Annotated in this window: 17 protein-coding genes; 2 read left to right on the top strand and 15 right to left on the bottom strand. The window is 46.8% G+C overall.

Translation table 11 applies throughout. The features are described from left to right. Positions 1 to 122 precede the first annotated feature (122 nt). From QMA41_RS08030 to pstS, 15 genes are all read right to left on the bottom strand, one after another. A complete protein-coding gene (locus QMA41_RS08030; RefSeq protein WP_021457431.1) occupies positions 123 to 680 on the bottom strand; it encodes a sugar O-acetyltransferase in 558 nt (185 codons plus the stop codon). Continuing rightward, positions 680 to 2,605 (bottom strand): alpha-amylase family protein, encoded by a 1,926-nt coding sequence (locus QMA41_RS08035; RefSeq protein ID WP_281629326.1) that lies wholly within the window; start codon positions 2,603 to 2,605, stop codon positions 680 to 682. The genes QMA41_RS08030 and QMA41_RS08035 overlap by 1 nt, the downstream gene beginning before the upstream one ends. Next, positions 2,599 to 4,080 (bottom strand): glycoside hydrolase family 32 protein, encoded by a 1,482-nt coding sequence (locus QMA41_RS08040; RefSeq protein ID WP_281629327.1) that lies wholly within the window; start codon positions 4,078 to 4,080, stop codon positions 2,599 to 2,601. Before QMA41_RS08040 ends, QMA41_RS08035 begins: the two co-directional genes overlap by 7 nt. 158 nt (positions 4,081 to 4,238) lie before the next feature. Further along, positions 4,239 to 5,249: an OmpG porin family protein gene (locus QMA41_RS08045; RefSeq protein WP_064486493.1), complete on the bottom strand. Its 1,011-nt coding sequence runs from the start codon at positions 5,247 to 5,249 to the stop codon at positions 4,239 to 4,241. A 181-nt stretch (positions 5,250 to 5,430) separates the two neighbouring features. Beyond that, the gene (gene ugpC / locus QMA41_RS08050) at positions 5,431 to 6,564 is read right to left on the bottom strand and encodes a sn-glycerol-3-phosphate ABC transporter ATP-binding protein UgpC (RefSeq protein WP_281629328.1); all 1,134 of its coding nucleotides are present in this window, start codon (positions 6,562 to 6,564) and stop codon (positions 5,431 to 5,433) included. A 54-nt stretch (positions 6,565 to 6,618) separates the two neighbouring features. Beyond that, positions 6,619 to 7,251: a beta-phosphoglucomutase gene (gene pgmB / locus QMA41_RS08055; RefSeq protein ID WP_006961324.1), complete on the bottom strand. Its 633-nt coding sequence runs from the start codon at positions 7,249 to 7,251 to the stop codon at positions 6,619 to 6,621. Then, positions 7,244 to 9,586 (bottom strand): glycosyl hydrolase family 65 protein, encoded by a 2,343-nt coding sequence (locus QMA41_RS08060; RefSeq protein WP_006961325.1) that lies wholly within the window; start codon positions 9,584 to 9,586, stop codon positions 7,244 to 7,246. Before QMA41_RS08060 ends, pgmB begins: the two co-directional genes overlap by 8 nt. An 18-nt stretch (positions 9,587 to 9,604) precedes the next feature. Then, complete coding sequence (locus QMA41_RS08065) at positions 9,605 to 11,023, bottom strand: carbohydrate ABC transporter permease (protein WP_281629329.1); 1,419 nt, start codon at positions 11,021 to 11,023, stop codon at positions 9,605 to 9,607. Beyond that, the gene (locus tag QMA41_RS08070; protein WP_006961327.1) at positions 11,016 to 12,110 is read right to left on the bottom strand and encodes a sugar ABC transporter permease; all 1,095 of its coding nucleotides are present in this window, start codon (positions 12,108 to 12,110) and stop codon (positions 11,016 to 11,018) included. Before QMA41_RS08070 ends, QMA41_RS08065 begins: the two co-directional genes overlap by 8 nt. An 11-nt stretch (positions 12,111 to 12,121) precedes the next feature. After that, positions 12,122 to 13,360, bottom strand: coding sequence for an extracellular solute-binding protein (locus QMA41_RS08075; protein ID WP_006961328.1), 1,239 nt, complete (start codon positions 13,358 to 13,360; stop codon positions 12,122 to 12,124). 163 nt (positions 13,361 to 13,523) lie between these two features. Further along, positions 13,524 to 14,501, bottom strand: coding sequence for a LacI family DNA-binding transcriptional regulator (locus tag QMA41_RS08080; RefSeq protein WP_021457422.1), 978 nt, complete (start codon positions 14,499 to 14,501; stop codon positions 13,524 to 13,526). Between the two features lie 200 nt (positions 14,502 to 14,701). Beyond that, positions 14,702 to 15,508, bottom strand: coding sequence for a phosphate ABC transporter ATP-binding protein PstB (pstB, locus tag QMA41_RS08085; protein WP_281629330.1), 807 nt, complete (start codon positions 15,506 to 15,508; stop codon positions 14,702 to 14,704). Positions 15,509 to 15,543: 35 nt separating this feature from the next. Continuing rightward, a complete protein-coding gene (pstA, locus tag QMA41_RS08090; protein WP_281629331.1) occupies positions 15,544 to 16,380 on the bottom strand; it encodes a phosphate ABC transporter permease PstA in 837 nt (278 codons plus the stop codon). Further along, a complete protein-coding gene (gene pstC / locus QMA41_RS08095; RefSeq protein WP_281629332.1) occupies positions 16,380 to 17,306 on the bottom strand; it encodes a phosphate ABC transporter permease subunit PstC in 927 nt (308 codons plus the stop codon). Before pstC ends, pstA begins: the two co-directional genes overlap by 1 nt. A gap of 47 nt (positions 17,307 to 17,353) precedes the next feature. Then, positions 17,354 to 18,397, bottom strand: coding sequence for a phosphate ABC transporter substrate-binding protein PstS (gene pstS / locus QMA41_RS08100; RefSeq protein ID WP_171347016.1), 1,044 nt, complete (start codon positions 18,395 to 18,397; stop codon positions 17,354 to 17,356). A gap of 359 nt (positions 18,398 to 18,756) precedes the next feature. Between pstS and QMA41_RS08105 the strand changes: the two genes are divergently transcribed. Both QMA41_RS08105 and QMA41_RS08110 read left to right on the top strand, forming a co-directional pair. Beyond that, positions 18,757 to 20,151 (top strand): HAMP domain-containing sensor histidine kinase, encoded by a 1,395-nt coding sequence (locus QMA41_RS08105; RefSeq protein ID WP_281629333.1) that lies wholly within the window; start codon positions 18,757 to 18,759, stop codon positions 20,149 to 20,151. Then, positions 20,148 to 20,780, top strand: coding sequence for a response regulator (locus QMA41_RS08110; RefSeq protein ID WP_281629334.1), 633 nt, complete (start codon positions 20,148 to 20,150; stop codon positions 20,778 to 20,780). Before QMA41_RS08105 ends, QMA41_RS08110 begins: the two co-directional genes overlap by 4 nt. The last annotated feature ends 205 nt before the right edge of the window (positions 20,781 to 20,985 follow it).

The raw sequence follows: 20,985 nt of genomic DNA on the forward strand, positions 1-20,985 counted from the left end.
ATTCGATGAAAATACAAATGGCGAAAACAACAAAGCTAAAGAAATAAATATTCCCTTCATATTACCTCCTATATTTATTCAGCAGTTTAAATATAGTCAAATAATATTAATGTTACTTATTTTTATTGCTCTATTGGTTTTATTACTTTACAAGGGTTACCCGCTGCTACTACATTAGGTGGAATATCTTTTGTGACAACACTGCCTGCACCTACCACACTGTTTTCACCAATGGACACGCCCGGACAGACGATTACACCACCGCCCAGCCATACATTGTCGCCAATCGTGATAGGCGTACCAAACTCTACACCCTCTTCCACTCGACCTTTAACATCTAATGGGTGACCAGCGGTGTAGATTTGTACATTCGGTGCAAACAATACGTTGTCACCGATATGGACTTCCGCTACGTCTAGCACAACGCAATTAAAGTTGGCGTAGAAGTTTTTACCCAACTTAATGTTGGAGCCATAATCACAGCGAAACGGTGGCTCTAAAAAAGCACCTTCGGAATCTGGAATGAGGGTGTCTATTGCCTCGCGCCATTCATCCGTATCAGGAATGCTATTGTTGAGCTTTTGCAACACTTTGCGACATTCAATACGCTCGCCATAAAGTTGCTTGTCCCATGCATCATAGGGCTCACCAGCGAGCATTTTCTCTTTTTCACTTCTCATTACGCACTTACCTTTAACCACAGCACATCATAGGCTGATAAAACAATCTCATCGCCGAGGAAATGCTTTCCAGAAAGCAGATCCTTCGTCTGTCGAGTGCCCAAAATATCGCATATTGACGCTGGGATTGTTTGCTCCATTTCACCAAAATTGCAGAGAGCGAGAAGTTGCTCACCCTTTGCATTGGTTCGGCAGTAAGCAAAAAGTTGCGAACGATAAGTTTCAAGAATTTCAGTCTTTGCATTACCCAATTCTGGATGAGATTGGCGTATTGCCACCAGCTGATTTAAATCAGTCCAGATTCGGTTTTGAGACGTGCCTTTTTCTCTGGCTTGTTCAATCGCCTTATCGGTAATCGATGGGCGGTTCACCCAACGTGCGTCATCGCGTTTGAATTCATCACCTAGGTAGCTGTGGTCATTTAAAATGCCGAGCTCGTCTCCCTGATAAATCAACGGAATACCACCGATGCTAAGGTTGATGCTGTTCAATAGGCGAATACGTTTAAGTGCAAATTCGATTGCTTGTGAATCGTCAGCTTCAATCGCTTTTTCTAAGCCCGCTAGAGATGCTAACGAGCCGCACACTCTACAATCGCCCGTAGTCGGGTTTTCTTGGAACGGCACGCCCTGAGAGAATGAACCCTCAAACTTGCCGGTATAGAACTGATTTAGGAAGCGGCGGTGATCATAGCCGTTAATGCCAAGCTGCTCAGCTACAGTATCGTCAAACGTCCAACCAATATCATCGTGACAACGAATGTAGTTCACCCATGAACATTGATCTGAGATCTCGAAACTTTTCTTTAGAGACGCTGTCAGTAGCTTGGTTTCACGCGTAGCTAAGCTCTCCCACATCAGCGCCATCATTAATGGGTTGTAGGACAACTGACATTCTTGTTTGTCGATATACTGTGCCACTTCGTCTGGGTGCACAATCGCTTCTGATTTGAACAACACAGCAGGCGCTGCGATCTGCAAACAAGTGTTGAAACACTGAATCAAGGTGTGTGCCTTCGGCAAGCTCTCACATTGAGTCCATTTCTCTTTCCAGATGAACGCGAGCGCATCAAGGCGTAAGCCTTCACAACCGATGTTGGCGAGGAACAGCATTTCATCGGTAATGGCGTTAAACACCGCTGGGTTTGAATAATTGAGATCCCATTGGAAGCTGTTGAATGTCGTCCAAACGTACTTATCTACATCCTCTAAGAATGTAAAACTGCCACGGCGAACGGTTGGGAAGATCTCGCGGCAGGTTTGGTTGTACTCATCCACTTCCTTTTTATCGGTGAAGAAGTAGTAAAAACCTTCAAACTCAGGGTTACCCTTACGTGCTTGCTCTGCCCAGTAGTGTTCATCTGAGGTGTGATTGAACACGAAATCCAACACTAGGCTAATGCCTTCATCACTCAACGCCTCAGCGAGCTGCGCCAGATCTTTCTCCGTGCCCAGTTTGGGGTCTACCTTGCGGTAATCAGACACTGCATAGCCGCCATCGCTGTCACCTTCCGGTGCTTTGTAAAGCGGCATGAGGTGCAGATAATTAATACCAAGTGACTTGAGGTACGGGATCTTCATTTGCAGATTTTTCAAATCACCAGCAAACAGATCCACATATACAGCCATGCCGAGCATCTTTTCACTGCGATACCAAGTTGGGTCTTTAAGTCGTTTCTCATCAAGGTTCTTCCACTTACGTTTACGACCAGAAAAGGCCTTGGCAAGCACTACCACCAGATTTTGTAGGTGCAAGAAAAAATCATAACGCTCGCCGTAAAGCGTGTGCAGTTGCCCGACTAAGGATGGAAAATGCTGCGCCAGACGTTCAAGAAACACCTTCTCGTCTTTCTTGGTCAGCTTTGGCAGCTCTACTGAATCAAGCACTTGTTGTAGTGCTTGCTTAGTTTGTAATTCGTTTAACATATTTTCTCTCCGGCCAAGCTAGAGACTTGAACGTTGCGAAGTGCTAGCGAGCCGCTATCCACGCTTAGGGCGATACTTGCTTGCGTCTCTTTGGCATAAACAAGGTTGGTAAAGCTGAATTGACCAGCGTTGATCAGTAGCTCGACCGAGCCTTTGTCGATCAACACTTCGACTTGGAATTCGTTATCAATCGGTAAGGTCACCCGATAGTCATGTGGGAAGTGTTTATCAATCCGTTCAGTGCCAAACTGACCACGGCGCACTGATCGCACCTCAACCCCTTGCTCTACAAGAACAAACTCAAAGTAAACCGGATTATCTTGGTAAGCATTCAAGTGCAACGTTTGTGTATCTTGTAGAGCCACATCCGCGCTGAACTTCATGACTTCTTGTTGGCTATAGAGGCTCATCGCTTGTTCATCACTTGGCTCTGGCGTTTGTACATCAAGGCTTAACGCCTGATTAAGCTCTTTAACAAAGCGTTGTCCTACGCGTAGCCCTGCTTTACCGTCAAACAGGAAGAGTTCACGAGGCATAGCCATCGAACTGCGGAACTGTTGAGTTGGCAGCTCAAGTGAGTACTGATGGTTGCTCATCCATGTGCTGACAATTCGGCGACCGTCTGCTTCGGGGATATCTGAAAATGACTGAGTCGCGTAGTAATCACGACCGAAATCGAGCCACAATACGGTCTCAGGATGGTTATGATTCACAAAGGTTTCACCATCAAAATCACCAATGAAGTACTGTGTACCTGCACCGCCACAGTGTGCGCCCTCACCAATGCCAACCACCAGCACCCAACGTTTTTCTTGCAAGCCTTCGATAGGCAGTTCAAACAAGTCTGGGCATTCCCAAGGGCCTTTGCTATGGGCACCGTGGCGGTAACCAAACTCGCTCACCAAACGCCAGTCCAATAAGTTGGTTGAACGGTAGAACTCAATATGTTGCCCGCAAGACACCACCATCACCCACGCTTGGCTTTGCTCATGCCAAATCACCTTAGGATCACGGAAATCTGGGTTACCACGTGCAGAGATGATCGGTGCTCCATCAGCGTATTTTTTCCACGTTAAGCCATCTTGGCTATAAGCAAGTGACTGCTGCTGAATTGGGTCTTCCACTTCAGTGCCATTGGCCAATGTTACTTTAGGTTGAATAAACGATGTATAGAACGCCAATAAGCCTGGTTTGCCCGTCTCGAATAAGCCTGATGTGTTATGCCAATCAACAATCGCACTTCCCGAGAAACACATGCCAGATTCATCGGGATAAAGTGCGGGCTCAAGCTCTTGCCAATCAATCAGGTTGGTACTGATTTTGTGCCCCCAGTGCATCGGCCCCCAAACGGTGTCGCTTGGGTAATACTGGTAAAACTGGTGATAATGACCATTGAAGAACACTAATCCGTTTGGATCATTCATCCAACCCGAATCCGGTGTCATGTGAAGGTATGGGCGGTATTTTTCTGTCATTTTCCAACCTGTAAAGTCGTTGAATACGTCTGGGTTTGGTTCAAAAAAAGGAGCCGGACAGGCTCCAAACGGACTCAAAGCTGCCAATGTCAGTCCAAAACCAGAAATATTAAATGCAGTGGAAACTCTCCTCCTGAGCATCAGGAGGAGAGGTCATTTTAGAAGCTGTAGTTCACGCCAATCAGGCCAAATGGCAGGGTGTTTTCACCGTCTTGACCATCGCCGAAGACCACATCAACTGTTTTGTAGCTGAACTCGCCAAATACGCTCCAGTTTTTCGAAATAGGATAGTTAGCCGACGCACCTAGCTTGACGTAATCTTCAGAGTGTAGGCTGGCACCAGTACGATCATTTTCTTTATCGAACTTGCCGATTTCAGCGAAGAGAGCCGCGCTCCAGTGACCAAAGCTGTACCACATCCCCGGTTTAATGATGGTTTCCGTTTCAACTTCTTTATCGGCGTCACCTTTAGCATCCCAAACACCTTGCTGGTAGCGGAAGTTAATCCACGCTCCCATGTTTTCCGCGATCTTGAAGCCAAAGCCAGGTTCTAGCTCGTAGTAGTCAAAGTTTCCGAGGTTTTGCTTAATCTCGACGTGATACATAGCGTAGCCGTGAAAATCTAGCCAATCGTTAATCTGGTATGAGCCAAATACTTTACCTTCAGGCGTGCTTCGCTTATCCGCGCTTTCCTGAGCGTATTTCACACCCCAACCGATGCTGCCATTATCAATGGCGTAAGATTTATTCAGGTATATCTCTGTAATGTCATTCACTCCATCATGATCGGCACTAAACAGCTCTCCTGAGTAGTTAAACTCTCGAGCCATGTAGAAGCCAAAATCCACACCTGCCCAGTCTTCGTGGCGGAAGTTACCGTTCGCCAGTGAGTATTTGACTTTACCGCCATTGTTCAGCACTTCGCCGTTTTTGACTTCTTTCCACTGCTCGATTTCAACGTTGGTGCCAATCGTACCGTGCAGTTTGCTGTCTTCACGTGGCTCAGCATTCAATGCTGTTAACAACTCAGCTTTCGAATACTCGTTCTCTAGCGCGCTCAGCTTGGCTTTCAGCTCAGCTTCTTCAGGATTAATTTTTTCATTGGCGATTGCCACGCCAGAAAGTGTGAGTGCAAGAAGTACAGAGGATGCCACTACTGTCTTTTTCATGAGGTATACCTTATTATCTCAGTGTTACTGTCTGTCCCGCGCCAACGGGATAGTTTTTTGATGCCTGCGCCAACAGGCATTAAGTGCACATTCAAATCAGTCGAAAGCTGAATTTTGAATGCAGTAATCCAGAGCCCGCCGCCAAGCGGGCTTTTTTATTGTTGTTATGATTTAGGGGTAACTAGCTGGCTTGCTTAATTTGCGGTGGAAGCGTTATCAGGTCATCAATGGTTTTACCACGCTTAAACGCCAGCCCTTTGCTATCGAAAAGATGACACTTCTCAGCAGGAATTCGGATATTTAGCCTTTGACCGATTTCAACGTGAACAGTCCCCGGCACACGCACCAAGACTTCCTGACCGCCACGAACTAGTGTGGTGTAAAGCAGCGACTCTGTTCCCAGACGTTCTAGACCTTCAACAATAACACCTACTCCCTTCTCATCGAGGTGGATATCTTCTGGTCTGATTCCCAAAGTCATTAGCGCGCCCTGTGTTGCAGCAGTCGCGTCAACATCGGCTTCAAATGTGTAATCACCCACTTCTACCCTTGCCTGATCGCCAGTCGCCTCAACCAATGTTGCGGGCAGCAAGTTCATTTTCGGTGATCCGATGAAACCGGCGACAAACAGAGTTTGTGGGAAGTAGTACAGCTCCAGAGGCGAGCCGACTTGCTCTACCACTCCGGCACGAAGGACAACTATTTTATCCGCTAGCGTCATCGCTTCTACTTGATCGTGCGTGACATAAATAACCGTCGACTTCAGTTTCTGGTGATATTCCGCCAACTGTAGACGCATGCGAACACGCAGCGAAGCATCTAAGTTTGATAGCGGTTCATCAAGCAGGAACAGCTTAGGGTTGCGCACGATCGCTCGGCCAATCGCCACACGTTGACGTTGACCACCCGATAGTTGGCTAGGTTTCTGCTTCAGCAGGTTAGTCAGTTCCAGCATTTCCGCTACCTGGCGAACTGCTGAATCAATGTCTTCTTTGCTTTTCTTTGCCAGTTTCAGGCCGAAAGCAATATTTTCGTAGACCGTCATATGCGGATAAAGCGCATAAGATTGGAACACCATGCCGATGCCACGGTCTGTAGGCGAAAGGTTGTTCACCACTTCACCATCCAAGCACATCTCTCCTGATGAAATCTCCTCCAAGCCAGCCACCATACGTAGCATGGTTGACTTACCACACCCTGATGGGCCAACGAATACCGTGAACTCTCCGTCTTCAATGGTCAGGTTGGCATCCTTGATGATGTGTGCACCATCAGGATAGATTTTATTGATGTTCTTCAGTTCTAAACGTGCCATTGTTCTACCTACGTCTTTAATGAGGGCGAGCAAGCTCGCCCAATGTTATTGTTGCTACAGGATTTCAGCCAAAGTCAGCTTGGCAGTATCATCGAAGCGCCATGTCGCGTGACCAACTCGGTCGTTAGGACCAATACCGACAACACGCATTCCCGCTTCTTTTGCCGCGTCTACACCTGCTTCTGCATCTTCAACCACGATGCACTCGTCAGCGTTTACACCAACTTGACCCGCCGCATGGATGAACACGTCCGGTGCTGGTTTAGAGCGCTGCACTGACCAGCCGTCACCAATCGCATCAAACAGAGGCGTTAGGCCAAGGCGATGTAGGATAGGACGTGCGTTCTTACTTGCTGACGCCAACGCGACTTTGATGCCACGTGCATTTAACTCAAGTAGAAATTGCTCAATACCTGGTAGAACGTCTTTTGCAGAAATCGTATTCAGCAGATCCACGTAGTAATCGTTCTTACGCTTCATCAGCTCTGCAAACTTCTCTTCGCTGATCTCTTTACCGTTCAGGATGATGTTCAGAGACGCCTGGCGAGATACACCACGCAGCTGTTCGTTGATTTCGCGGTCGAAGTAGTAACCTTCTTCGTTCGCCATACGTTGCCACGCTTGGTAGTGCAGTTCTGCGGTATCTGTAATGACGCCATCTAGGTCGAAAATGAATGCCTTACACATTGAAAGTCACCTCTGTTGAATCGATAACACGTGGCTCGCCTGCAACTTCGATGTTTAGCGCTTGGCCGTTGAATTCAGGGCGTTCAATACGAACTTGCTCTTGATCTACCGTTACTTCCAAACGCTCACCTTTCCAGTAGATTGGGAAGTTCAGGCTGTCCCACTCTTTTGGAAGGTTAGGGTTAATACGCAGGTTGCCACCTAGCATACGTACGCCACCGAAACCGTAAACTACACACTGCCACATGCCGCCGATAGACGCCGCGTGAATACCGTGATCCGAGCTCTTCATGTTCTGGCCGATATCGATAGATGCAGCCTGTTGGAACAGATCGTAAGACAGCTCTGGGTTACCCACATCTGACGCCAATACCGAGTGCGTAGACAAGCTTAGCGATGAATCGTGTAGCGTCTTCGGCTCGTAGTAGTTCCAGTTCGCTAGCTTAGTTTCAAGGTCGAACTTATCTTCTTGCTGAAGGAACAGCACCATAATGTCCGCCTGCTTAGAAACCTGCATCTCGTTAACCTGCTCTAGATTGTAGTCCTGGAACAGACCACCAACGAATGGCTGCTCTTTGTACTTGGTCAGGTCAATTATTTCTTTCTGCAGGTAAGTGTCATCCTGTGGAATAACCTTATCTTCTTCACGTGGCTGTGGCAGGTAGATGTTGTCTACGCGCTCTAGCCACATCTTGCGAGCTTCAATTAGGTTTAGCTTGTCAGAAAGCTTAGCCAGTAGTTCTGGGTTAGACGTTTCTAGATCTTCGTAGTAACGAATCGCCAGCTTGATGTTCTCTACTGCCATGTAGTTAGTGAACGCATTGTTGTCGATGTGTTCTTTGTACTCATCAGGACCGATAACATTGCAGATACCCCACATGTCGCGATCTTCTAGCCACTCTAGACGGCTAGTCCAGAACGTTGCTGTGTCGAACATGATCTCGTAGCCCATGTCGTCCATGAACTTCTGGTCACCTGTGATTTGGTAGTACTGCCACAATGCGTAAGTGATGTCACATGTGATGTGCTGCTCGATAAAGCCAGACCAGATCTTGGTCGACTTGCCCGTGATGATGTCTACTGCGCCCCATACTGGCGTTACTTCTTCACCCGTTAGTGCTGATTCCCATGGGAACTGTGCACCGATGTAGCCGTTGTCTTTTGCTTTCTTACGAGCACCATCTAGTGTTTTGAAACGGTATTCTAGTAGGCTGCGCGCCACTTCTGGCATGGTGTAGATGAAGAACGGAAGCATGAAGACTTCTGTATCCCAGAATGAGTGGCCTTTGTAGCCTTCGCCAGAGAGACCTTTCGCGCCGATACCGAAACGAGAGTCATGCATTGGAGTAAAGATGTTCAATTGGTATTGCGCAAAACGGATCGCAAGTTGGTCGAAATCGCTACCACCAATTTGAATGCTCATGCCTGCCCAACGCTTATCCCACTCTGCTGCGCTCTCTTCTAAAAGCTCATCAAAGCTGCGGTCTGCATTGTTTTTAAGGTTAGTCAACGCATGGTCACGCAGAGCCTGAAGTTCGTATCCTTCAACGTCGAACTGCTTATCGCGAGACGTATGCACCACACCAACTTTCTCTGTACCGAACGTTTCGCCCGCTTTCAGATCGTGGTGGATGTTTAGCCATACTTTACGGCGGTCCATTTGCAGACCTGGGTCAATCTCAGTTTCCTGACCATCCACAAGGTAGCGGTGAGATGTTAGGAATACAAAGTCTACTTTGCTTTCTGTAGTGTGCTGCAGAAGCTCGATAAAACGCTTGTCGTAAATACGCTTTTCACCTTCGTGGAAGTGCTGTGCGCCTGAGTTAGAAAGCTGCGCGTCCACACCAGAGCGGATTTCGATTTTCGCATCGCTGTTCAAAGCTTTAACTTGAACGTCGAATGCCATTAGATGAAGGTTTGCTTGCGAGAAGAAACGGCGGAAGCGCATTTCGAAGCTCTTGCCTTCTGTGTTTGTCCAAGTGAATTCACGGATTAACTCACCGTTTTTCACGTTTAGACGACGAGAGTAGTTGCTTACCTCGCCTGTTTCTAGGTGGAAGCGACGGCCATCAATGAAGATTTCAATCGCACTCATGTCTGCAGAGTTTGGCAGCTCGGTCACTTCGTCTGCGTCAAACTTGTTGTAAGTACCCGCAACAAAAAGGTTGCGAACCTGTCCCACGTATTTTTCTTCCGTTGCACTACGCGCGCCCATGTAGCCATTTCCTTGGCTCATTACTACTTCACATTTACCTTGGAAAGCTGAGTCAAAAGCCGTCTCTTCAACGATCCAGTTTTTTAGTTCGCCTTGACCAGCGTTGTAGTTCATAAACATCTTAAATATCCCCGAAATTTAACCTTTAACAGCGGAAGAAATGTCGTTACCCACGAAGTAACGTTGGAAAACCATAAATACAATTAGTACTGGGATTGTTGACAGGAAAGCCCCCGCCAAGATCAGGTTCCAGTCACCTGCTACGCCATAGGCGTTACGTAAACTCAATAGACCAACGGGAAGCGTGAATGCATCAGCTGGGCTGTTGATCACCACCAGTGGCCAGAAGAAGTCGTTCCACGCACCTTGGAAACCAAGGATGGTCACCGACAAGATGGCTGGCTTCGCCAGTGGCATAAATACCTTCCAAAGAATCACAGCAGGGCTTGCGCCATCTACGATTGCCGCTTCTTCCAGTTCTTTCGGAATATTCTCGAAGAACTGTTTCATTATCAGAACCTGACCCGAAGCAACGACCGCTGTAATGACCGCCCATGACGTATTCAATAAGCCGATATCTTTATAAATTAGGTAGTTAGAGATGAAGGTTACTTGTCCCGGAATCATCATGCTGAACAACATGAAGGCAAACACAGCACGGGCACCAGTGAACTTCAATCGAGCTAAGGCATAACCAGCAGTACATGCAAAGAACAAGGTCAGAATTACCTTACCAATCGCAATGAAGAACGAGTTGATGGTCCAGCTCATGAACAGGCTCTTACCGGTTTCTAAGCTGACTGACTCGGTGTACACGCGAACGTAAGACTTAAACACGTAACCAATCACACCCGGTGCTGCGTTATCCCAAGCCGCTACACGGCCACGACGTTCCATCTTGCTTGGCGCTAGCGTGCTATCAATCAGCACTTGGCCGCGCGGCGCTTCTACTGTTAGCGGTAGCGTTGCAATCTCAGGACCTTGCCCTTGATACTTGATGGAAAATGCCCACGTTTGGCTGTGGCCTTGCTTAGTAAGTTCACGGCGACCACGCTTTTCTACAAACGTCACGTTGTCATTGGTGTCTACCAGTACTGGCTCGCTGACTTGTGCGTAATCAGCAGCAAAGTCGGTCACGATAGCCGCAGCCATACCTGTACCAGGGCGACGACGTGGCACTTCAATTTCAGGTATTTTCAGTTCCTTACCGTCTTCCACCGCGTAAGTCACGGTGAAGTTCACTTCTGCTCCCGGAGCGAAACCACCGAACATTGGCGCATCGTTACCTTCCTTACCGAGCTGGTAAGCTGCGCCCCAGTTGCTTGGTTGAACCTGAGCAAAGTTGAACTTAAATGGTTGCTCCAACGGGTCATCTTTCAGACTCGCCAAGAACGCCACCACGAAGGTCCCTAACATCACTGTAGTCACGAGTAGTAAGGCACTGTAAACCCAAGCTACTTTCGCCCAGCGACGACGCGCTTGAAACTTTGAAATCTCTTCCATAGATGCCATAGGTTTTGCATCCTCATGGTTGATTGCTGACATTTGGTTAGCCATCTGCTTTCTCCTTCACTCCAAAGATTTTCTGCAGATAAACCACTGCCAGCGTGATAAACGCCAATACCAATGCCGCTGCGCTTGCCATACCAATTTGCGGAGTGCCACCTGGTGGGAACGCATTGTGATATACGTAGTACGCCAGAGTAATGCGAGACTCTAATGGTGCTGCCGAGCCAAGCAGTGCCACTTGGTCAAACATCTGCAACGTACCAATGATTGAGAAAGTCACGACAACAAATGTCACTGGTGCAAGCTGAGGAATAGTAATGTTCCAGTGCTGCTGCCATTTGTTTGCACCATCAATATGAGCCGCTTCATAAAGCTCACCCGGAATGCCTTGTAAACCGGCTAAGAACAACAACATGAAAGTTGGAATCGTGGTGTAAATGTTCTGAATGACAATTGCCCACAGAGTCAAAGGCATTGGACCGACGTTATCACGAGTGTTGAGCCAGTTGACCTCAACCACGTCTTTCGTCACTTCAATCCAACCCACTGCACTCGCCACAAAAGTCGCTACGCCCGCAATGATGAAGGAAAGTATCGCCCATGCAGGGTCAAACCAACCGACAGGCAGACCTTTCATCCGGTCTTTCGTCACCAAAACAAACTGAGTCACAATGGCCACAAGCGCAAAGCAGCTCAGGTGCGGGTAGTGATTGACAACATCCGTCACAAAGCCATTTAAGTAACCGTTCTTTTGGTAGAACCAAATGAAGATCAAGGTGACAGCGGCACTCGACAAAATACTCGGTAAGTAAAATGCCGTTCTAAAGAAGCTTTTGGCACGAATTTTTGAGTTGACTAAAATTGCTAAGCCGAGTGCTAAGACAGTTTGCACACACGTTACAATCAGAGAAAACCAAACGGTGTTAGCCAAAGAAAGTAAAAACAGATCATCGGTCAGCAGTGCTTTGAAGTTTGCCAGACCAACCCAGATTGCATCGCTGAACAAGTCGTACTCAGTAAAACTGAAGTAAACCGTTCTAACCAACGCATAAAGAAAGAACACCACCAAAGTCAGTACAAATGGCCCAGCAAGGAGCCATCCATAAACTTGTTGGCGTAAACGTAAAGAGTTCATCACTCGCCCCGTTACTTCGCTGTCAGTGCATCGTATTTCGCTTGTGCCATTTTGATCGCTTCTTTTTGCGTCATCTGACCAAGCAACACTGAATTCAATGCTTCGTTAATCGGAGTCATCCATGCCGTGCCGTAATTTCCAAATGCGAATGGCTCTACATTTCCTTCAAGAGCACCATCAAACACTTGTTTTGCAAGTTCATTTTCTGCTTTCTGCTGCGCGAAGAACTCTGATTTACCAAGAGCTTCACGACTTGGCAGAGCAAGGCCTGAATCCAATACCCATTCCTGCGCTTTCTGGCTCGTCAAAATTTCTACCGCTTTTTGCGTTGCTTCGACGTTCTTACCATCTGCGTTAACGCCCCAAGCGACAGTGAACAATAAGTTGCCGCGTTCACCACTCACTGGATCTTTTGGCATCAAGGTCGTGCCGTAAGGCAGGTTCGGTGCCTTATCGCGTAAGTAGCCACTTATCCAGTTACCTTCTAACGCAATAGCCGTTTCTTCGGTACCGAAGCAACCACCACCCCAACCCTGACCAAGGTCCGTTGCCAGAATGCCCACTTTGTCTTCTGTTACTAATCCAGTGTAGAAGTTAAATGCACGTTCGAAGTTTTCATCCAGAATGGTTTTGCCTTCTTCATTGAATGGCTTCCAACCAGTTGAGAGTGCAAAAGGCGCAAAACGGGCATAATCAGGCATGACACAAATGCCTGATACCTCATCCGCTAAAGCATCTTTCACATCAAGAAGTTTTTTACGTAAGTCTTCCCATGAATCTTTATTCGTTGGATAAGCAACTTCCGCATCATCAAAGATGTCTTTGTTGTATTGCAGCGCAATGGTGTTGAAATCTTTAGCGACGCCGTACTGCTTGCCTTCGAGAGTAAACGCGGAGTTTAGGCTTGGAATAATGTTAGTACTGACTTTGTCGAGTTGTGGCGCATTAACAGCAACCTTACCCGAGCCAACTAACGCGTTGGCCATTACAACATCGATGTAGAAAGCATCTGGCGCGGTTCCTGCGGAAAGAGAGTTAGTGATAAACTGAGAGAAATCACCTTCCACTGCTTGATACTTAACAGTAAGCCCTGCTTTCTTAAAATCTTCGGTCAGAACTTCGTTCACTAACTTGTTCAGAACCACAACATCGTTACCACCCCATCCGGCGATGGTCACTTCTGTATTTGCGACTACTTTTGCAGAAAGGCCAGCAGCAAGTAGGGATACTGCTAATATTGTTTTTTTCATCGTGCCCTCAAATCTCGTTTCTTTAAATCTGAGAGTATTATGCGCATTTTACGTAAGCGCTTACGTTAAGTTGATCACATTACGCTTTCATGACGTTTAAGAATAAAAAAAGCATGACTTAAGTCATGCTTTTTGAGTGTTCTGTTAATTATTTGATCTATTTTTACGTCGTTTTACCCAATTTTAAGCCTACAGGAACGATAGAACCTACAGGTTGCTCTCGCAAAATCGCTTGTTCTAGCATGCTCGCTACGCGTTCAGCAATTTTATCCGTATCTTGAACAACGGTTGTCAGCTCCTTCGAGATCCCCGGTAACCCGTCGTAACCAACTACGGAAAAATCTTCAGGAATCGAGTAACCACGGTCTTTTAATGCCGCAATCACGCCCAAAGCGGTTTCATCACACTCACATACAAAACCTTGATAGCCTTCAAGCTGTTTACGTTCCATTTGCGTAAAGAAGCGATACGCCGCGATTTCTCCCAACGGTTCTGCACCAGTCCGTAGCTCTCTGACAGGTAAAGCGTTGCTTGCCATGACGGACATGTAACCTTGATGTCTGAACTGATAACCATCGCCATAAGTGGTTGGTGTGACAAAGCAAATATCGGTCAGACCTTTATCTACAAGGTGTTGTGTCGCTTCTCGACCACCATTGAAGTCATCAGGTGCAACCCAAAACGAACCTTCACTCATCCCAATACAAACGAAGGGTAATTCCATTTTCTTACACGCTTCAATTCTCGGGTCGTCATTGGTAATACCAAGGAGCACCGCTCCGCCAACCTGTTCAAGCTCCACTTCGCCAAAGCTGACTGGTAAAAGATTCCGACCTGAATTACGAATAGCCGCCGACAAAGATGGCCAAAGCATTCCGAGGTAACGAGACGCGTAAAAGTCATGTGGTCCCAGAGAAATAGCAATTGTATTCTTGTGGCTTCCGGTAAGTTCTCGCGCCGAGGTACTAGGGACGTAACCCAATTCTTTACATATCTCGAGTATTTTCTTTCTCGTTTTCTCGCTAATCCCGGGCTTATTATTCAAAGCCCTACTAACAGAAGCTATTGATACACCAGCGATTTTCGCCGCTTCATGTATCGTAGCCTTCTTGAGCTCTGCATCTGTTTTTGGTGCACTCACGGCGCTCTCCTACCACAAAACGTAAAATTTACGTTCATTATCTGCACCCCAACGAAAATATCAAGAATGATTTACGTAATTTAAGCTTGTTGTCATAGAAATAATCAATACACTCACTTATTAAACTTGGGTCTTAATGCAATTAAAAAGCCCGCTTCAATAGAAGCGGGCTTGAGTCTTAGCGACGTTTTCAGGGCAAATTAACCAAAGTCACCTGAGATGTAGCGTTTCGTGCGGTCTTTTTCCGGAGCGTGGAAAATCTTATCGGTTTTACCAAACTCCTCCAGCTTACCCAGATACATAAAGCCGGTGTAATCAGAGATACGCATAGCTTGCTGCATATTGTGCGTAACGATAACAATGGTGTACTTCTCACGTAGCTCAGTGATGAGTGTTTCAATCGCAGCGGTGGCGATTGGGTCGAGAGCGGAAGTAGGCTCATCCATCAGAATAACTTCTGGCTCCAACGCAATCGTACGTGCGATACACAAGCGTTGCTGCTGGCCACCAGACAAGCCATGCGCATCAGCGTCCAGCTTGTCCTTCACTTCTTCCCATAAATGAGCACGCTTGAGTGCTTTTTCTACACGCTGTTTAATTTCATCTTTAGAAAAACAGCCCTGAATCTTCAGGCCAAACGCCATGTTCTCATAGATAGACATTGGGAATGGCGTCGGTTTCTGGAAGACCATACCGACTTTAGAGCGCAATTCATTTACATCGGTGTCTTTGAAGATGCTCTTACCATCCAGCAAAATTTCCCCTTCCACGTACTGATTGCCGTAGAGGTTGTAGATACGGTTCATGGTACGTAGTAGCGTCGATTTACCGCAACCCGATGGGCCAATCAGCGCCGTCACACGGTTTTTGAAAATCGGCATAGAAACCGATTTCAACGCTGCGTCTAGGCCTTTGTTGTAGAAGAAGTTTAAATTTTGGATATCCATGCGATGTGTCGGGTTCGACACTGTTTCAAGAGATACCGAGTTATCAACCATTGTATTCATAGACGATCCGTTAAGCGTGTTGAGTGTTGCCGTGTTCATGCTTTTCTCGCTTTCAGTAACTGCGGCAACGACGTCGCCAATACATTAACTACCAAGATAAATGTTGTGATGATCAGTGCGCCTGCCCACGCCAGTTCTTGCCACGAGGCAAATGGGCTCATCGCAAACTGATAGATGGTAACCGGGAGGTTCGCCATCGGTTTGCCCATGTCTGTCGTCATGAAGCTGCTGTTTAGCGCAGTAAAGAGTAATGGCGCTGTTTCACCAGAGATACGTGCCACCGAAAGTAGTATCGCGGTAATAATACCTGGTGCTGCTGCACGGTAACTCAACTGAGTGATCACTCGCCACTTCGGCGCCCCCACCCCACTACCCGCTTCTTTTAGCGTTGGCGGAACCAATCTCAGCATTTCTTCTGTTGAAGCAACAATCACTGGCAATGCCAACACAGCCAGCGCAATCGCGCCCGCCCAGCAGGAATAACCGCCAGTCGGTACCACAATAATCGCGTAAACAAACAGGCCAACCAGAATCGACGGTGCACTCATCAACATGCCGTTGAGAAAACGCAGTGATTCGGCAATCTTGTTGTCTGGTTGTGCTTCTGCAAGCCATGTCCCTGCCAGAATACCGATTGGCGTAGCGATCAGGATGCCTAATCCTGTGAGCATCAAGCTACCAATAATAGCGTTTTTAAGCCCACCCTCACTACCTGGCCCAGGAGTCAGCTCCGTAAACGTCATGATGTTTAGCCCTTTAACACCTTCACCAACGAGCGTGTAAAGAATGCTGGCTAAAACGAAGACGCCAAACGCTGCCGACAACGCACAGAACGCCAGAAACAGTTGGTTCTTGAATTTTCTGAAATTCATTATGAGTTCCTCAGAAGACGACGAGCAAAGCCCATAACAATGAAGGTAATGATAAACAGAACGACACCGAGACCAATCAATGATGCAATATGAATCGGGTCTGTTGCTTCATTGAACTGCTGAGCAATCGTTGATGAGATTGAACTTGCTGGCATGAAGAACGAGAACTCAATACGGCTCGCTCCACCAATTACAAACGCGACCGCCATGGTCTCACCCAGTGCTCGGCCCAAACCAAGAATGCCAGCACTGACCGTTGCATTCTTCACTTTCGGGATAAGTACTTTAGTAATGACCTCGAACGGTGTTGCACCCGTTCCGTAGGCGGCTTCGCGTAGGACATCCGGAATCGATCTCAATGCATCTCGCGTCAGAGACGTCATGATTGGTAAGATCATAAACGACAGAATGATCCCCGCCGCTAAAAGACCAATACCAATCGGTGGTCCATTAAACCATTGGCCAATCAATGGAATGTCCACCAGATGCGTGCCAGCCCAAAGTTGGAAACCCTCAGAGAACCAAGGAACAAACACGAACAAGCCCCACATACCGTAGATAATACTTGGTACAGCTGCGAGCAGTTCAATAGCTTTGCTGACCGGTTGGCTTACCCATTTTGGTGCCAGCTCGGCAAGAAAGATTGCAGTACCTAGTGCAATAGGCGTTGCGATAACAATAGCGATGAATGAAGTGACCAGCGTGCCGTAAATCGCCGACGCTGCACCGAATTGACCCCCAATAGGGTCCCAAATATCTCTGAAAACAAATCCCGGACCGAATTCTTTAAATGCAGGCCAACCACCTTCAATTAGAGAAAGAACAATCCCCGTCAGAGTAATAAAAATCAATAAAGCGCTGGCAAAACTCAGTTTGCTGAAAATTGAGTCGCCATCGACTTTATTTTTTAACGTTAATGCTGTCATAACAATTTAATCAGCCCCACCAGTCGAGCTGGTGAGGCATAAGTTCATTAGCGAATGATCGTTTTACCATCAGATTTCAGACCTTGTTTCCAAGTGTCGTTCACCATGTTCACAACCTTGGTTGGCATCGGGATGTAATCGAGTTCTTCCGCAGCTTTACCTTGTGTGTAGCTCCATTCAAAGAACTTAACGATTTCTTTCGCTTTGCCTGCATCAGCCTGATCTTTGTGCATTAGGATGAAAGTCGCAGCAGTCATTGGCCATGAGTGTGCACCCGGCTGGTTGTTCAATAGCAAGTGGTAACCCGGAGCATTATCCCAATCCGCGTTTGCAGCCGCTGATTGGAAGTTTTCCATCGTTGGCATTAGGAAATCACCGTCGTGCGCTTGCATCTGGGTGTAAGCAAGATTGTTTTGCTTGGCAAACGCATACTCAACGTAACCAATTGCACCACGCGTACGGTTTACGAAGTTCGCAACCCCTGCATTACCGTTGCCGCCGATAGTGGTCGCTTTACTTGGCCATGTAATGTCTTTACCAACACCAATTTGCTCGTGCCACTCAGGGCTAACTTGGTCAAGGTACTCAGTAAAGTTGAAGGTTGTGCCTGAACCATCTGAACGGTGAACCACATAGATAGGTTGGCTTGGTAGCTCAACGCCTTCATTGATGGCTGCAATCGCTGGGTCATTCCAGTTCTTGATGTTACCTAGGTAGATGTCTGCCAGCACTTTACCTGTTAGCTTAACTTCACCGGCATCGATGCCAGGGATGTTAACAACAGGAACGATAGCCCCCATTACCATTGGAAATTGAATCATTCCTTCTTTGTTCAGCTCTTCGATAGTCAGAGGGGCATCCGTCGCGCCAAAGTCGACGGTTTTTGCTGTGATCTGACGGATACCGCCGCCTGAACCAATCGCCTGATAGTTGATCTGAACGCCCGTTTCCTTTTGGTACTGCTCAGCCCACTTAGCGTAGATAGGGTGAGGGAATGTCGCACCAGCGCCGTTAATCGTCGTGTTGGCAGCTACGCCAAAGGATGCGGCCGCCAGTACTGAAGTCACTAGAGCTGATTTGATGAATTTCACAATATATCTCCGATATAAATAAGCAAAAGGTAGGGCTAATTAAAATGAATTCTAATTAGCCCGTATTAGTTTTAGTGTTCAAGTAAAACTAAAAATATTGAAATAATTTCAACAGTCGATCGATGCTGACCAATCAACAAAGCGGAGATTAGAAATACAATATGACAGATTTATTAAAAAACGATGTCAACCGACTAGGCGTGAATAACAATTATAGAAATCAAATATAATCTGATAAGAAAACTTCACAGAATATTCTTAGGTAAATTCCAAATGTAATAAAATATATACTCAATGCTATTTATAAAATACTTAGATTAAGCATTGATGAAGGGTTCATGCTCAATTAAGATTAACCAATGGACATGTTGCTCATCTTCAAGATCTACCTGCTATACGGGTTGGCTTTTTTTGCCATCTTCTTTGCGATCCTGTTTCGCAATCTTAAAAAGAGCCGTATTGCTATTGCCTCTGCGCTTCCTACACTGGCACTGTTCGGCCTAATCCACGGTTTTCACGAATGGTCGGAATTGTACCTAGTCCTGTATGAGTACGATTTTCCCCTCACCCGCGATTTACACATCTTTATTGTGTTTAAACTATGGGTTTCTTACATCGCCTTGGGCGCTTTTGCGTGGAAGATGCTCGACCTTACCCGCTGGCGTCATACTCGCATACTCAAAGGGGGCACGCTTGCGGTCGTTACTCTGTTCGTGTTCAGCCTGTTTTATCGCTACGGTCAAAATGAATTTGCTGCTTATCTCAACAACACTGCGAACCAGATACGTTGGGTATTCGGCTTAGGCGCCGGTGCCTTATCCGGTTTTGCCATGATGAGCTACGCCAACATACTGGAAAAAGAAGGCCATGGCGCCTCGCCGCCATTCAAGCTTACGGGCCTAGCTCTCATCTTGTATGGTTTCAGCGCTGGTTTACTGACTGTCGATTATGGTCTGTGGGTACTGATATTGCGTACCGCTTGTGCACTCGCCATTTTGGTCACGCTTTGGTCCGCATTACGGGTGTTTGATGATGAGAAAAACAAGCAAATCGAAGCCGCAATTCAACAAACCCAGCAGGATGCCAAACTTAAAGAATTGGGCGAACTCACCTCTGCGGTTGCCCATGAAATAAAAACCCCGCTCAGTAGCGCAATGATGAGCTGCGATTTACTCGAGAATAGCTTGCCTGAAGGTGACACTTATAAACGGCACATCACGCGTATTCGTCAAGGCTTGGAACGTTCAGCGGAGATCAGTCACGAAGTATTGAACTACGCTCACCATAAGCCAATTGAACGTGAAAGCGTGTGTGTAGCAAACGTCATTCAGTCTGCGTTATCACTGAATCAATATCGACTGCAAGGCTTTCAGGTAGGGTTGAACCTCGATGAAGCACTGAGTGTCACTGGCGATGCAGGGCAACTGGAAGAAGTGATTACCAATATAATCAGTAACGCAATTGACGCCAGCCAAACTCACAAGCAGCTCTATATCGAAACGTATCAAGATAAGCTCGTCGCCATACTTTCCATCTCTGACTGGGGTACTGGCATGCCTCAGGAAAAGCTAGAGCAAGCTAAAACCCCTTTCTTTACTACGAAACCAAGAGGAGAAGGGACTGGGATGGGGCTCGCCATTAGCAACCAAATCATACTACAACATGGTGGAGAGCTACTGCTCAGGAACTCTAAAAAGAGTGACCAGATCACCGGCCTCACTGTGGAAATTCGCTTACCTAGGAATATCGAATGACATTGAAACTCCTACTCGCCGAAGATGACCAAGAACTGAGAGAAGTGTTGATTGAAGCACTGACTCTCGAGGCTTTTGAAGTCACGGCTTTCGATAACGCAGAAGATGCTTTAGACGCCGCCTCAGAAAGCCATTTTGACTTGGCGCTATTTGACGTTGTGATGCCCGGTATGACAGGAGTTGAAGCGCTAACCGCATTGCGCCGTCTTCACCCTAATATCGGCATTGTGATTACCACCGCCTTTGCCACAGTAGATGTCGCAGTAGACGCCATGAAAAAAGGCGCGGATGAGTTTCTGACTAAGCCGTTTAATTTGCCGACATTATCGGTAACATTAAAACGTGTCCACGCCGAACGTTCTCCGAAGACACCTAAGCAAGAGCGCAATAACGATTTGATTTTCGGTGCATTGTCGAACCCGATACGTCGCAGTGTCATCAAACAACTCAAAGTGCACCGCAAGCTCAAATTCATGGATTTATGTCGTGTGGTTGGTATTGAGGATCACACCAAGTTTAACTTCCACCTCAAGCAACTGGTTAACAGTGGTTTGGTCGTGAAAGAGGAAGGGAAAATTTATTCTCTCTCCCAACTAGGGTTACAAGTTCACTCAGGGATGTTGCAGTAAATTACAATACGCTTTAGAACAGAGTCTCAGATTGCAGCAAGGATGCTCTTCTCCACCAATATTATTTTTTTATTTCAGAAACATCGCTATTTCATTGCCAATAAATAAAATCAATAAACAAGATTTATATTAAACTCTCCTATTTATCACAACCAACTAACTCAAACGCTCAGGGAATATATTTAATATGATTCATCTCAGAACC

It is taken from the genome of Vibrio sp. St2, from assembly GCF_947311885.1.
In the GTDB taxonomy this organism is placed as follows: domain Bacteria; phylum Pseudomonadota; class Gammaproteobacteria; order Enterobacterales; family Vibrionaceae; genus Vibrio; species Vibrio coralliilyticus.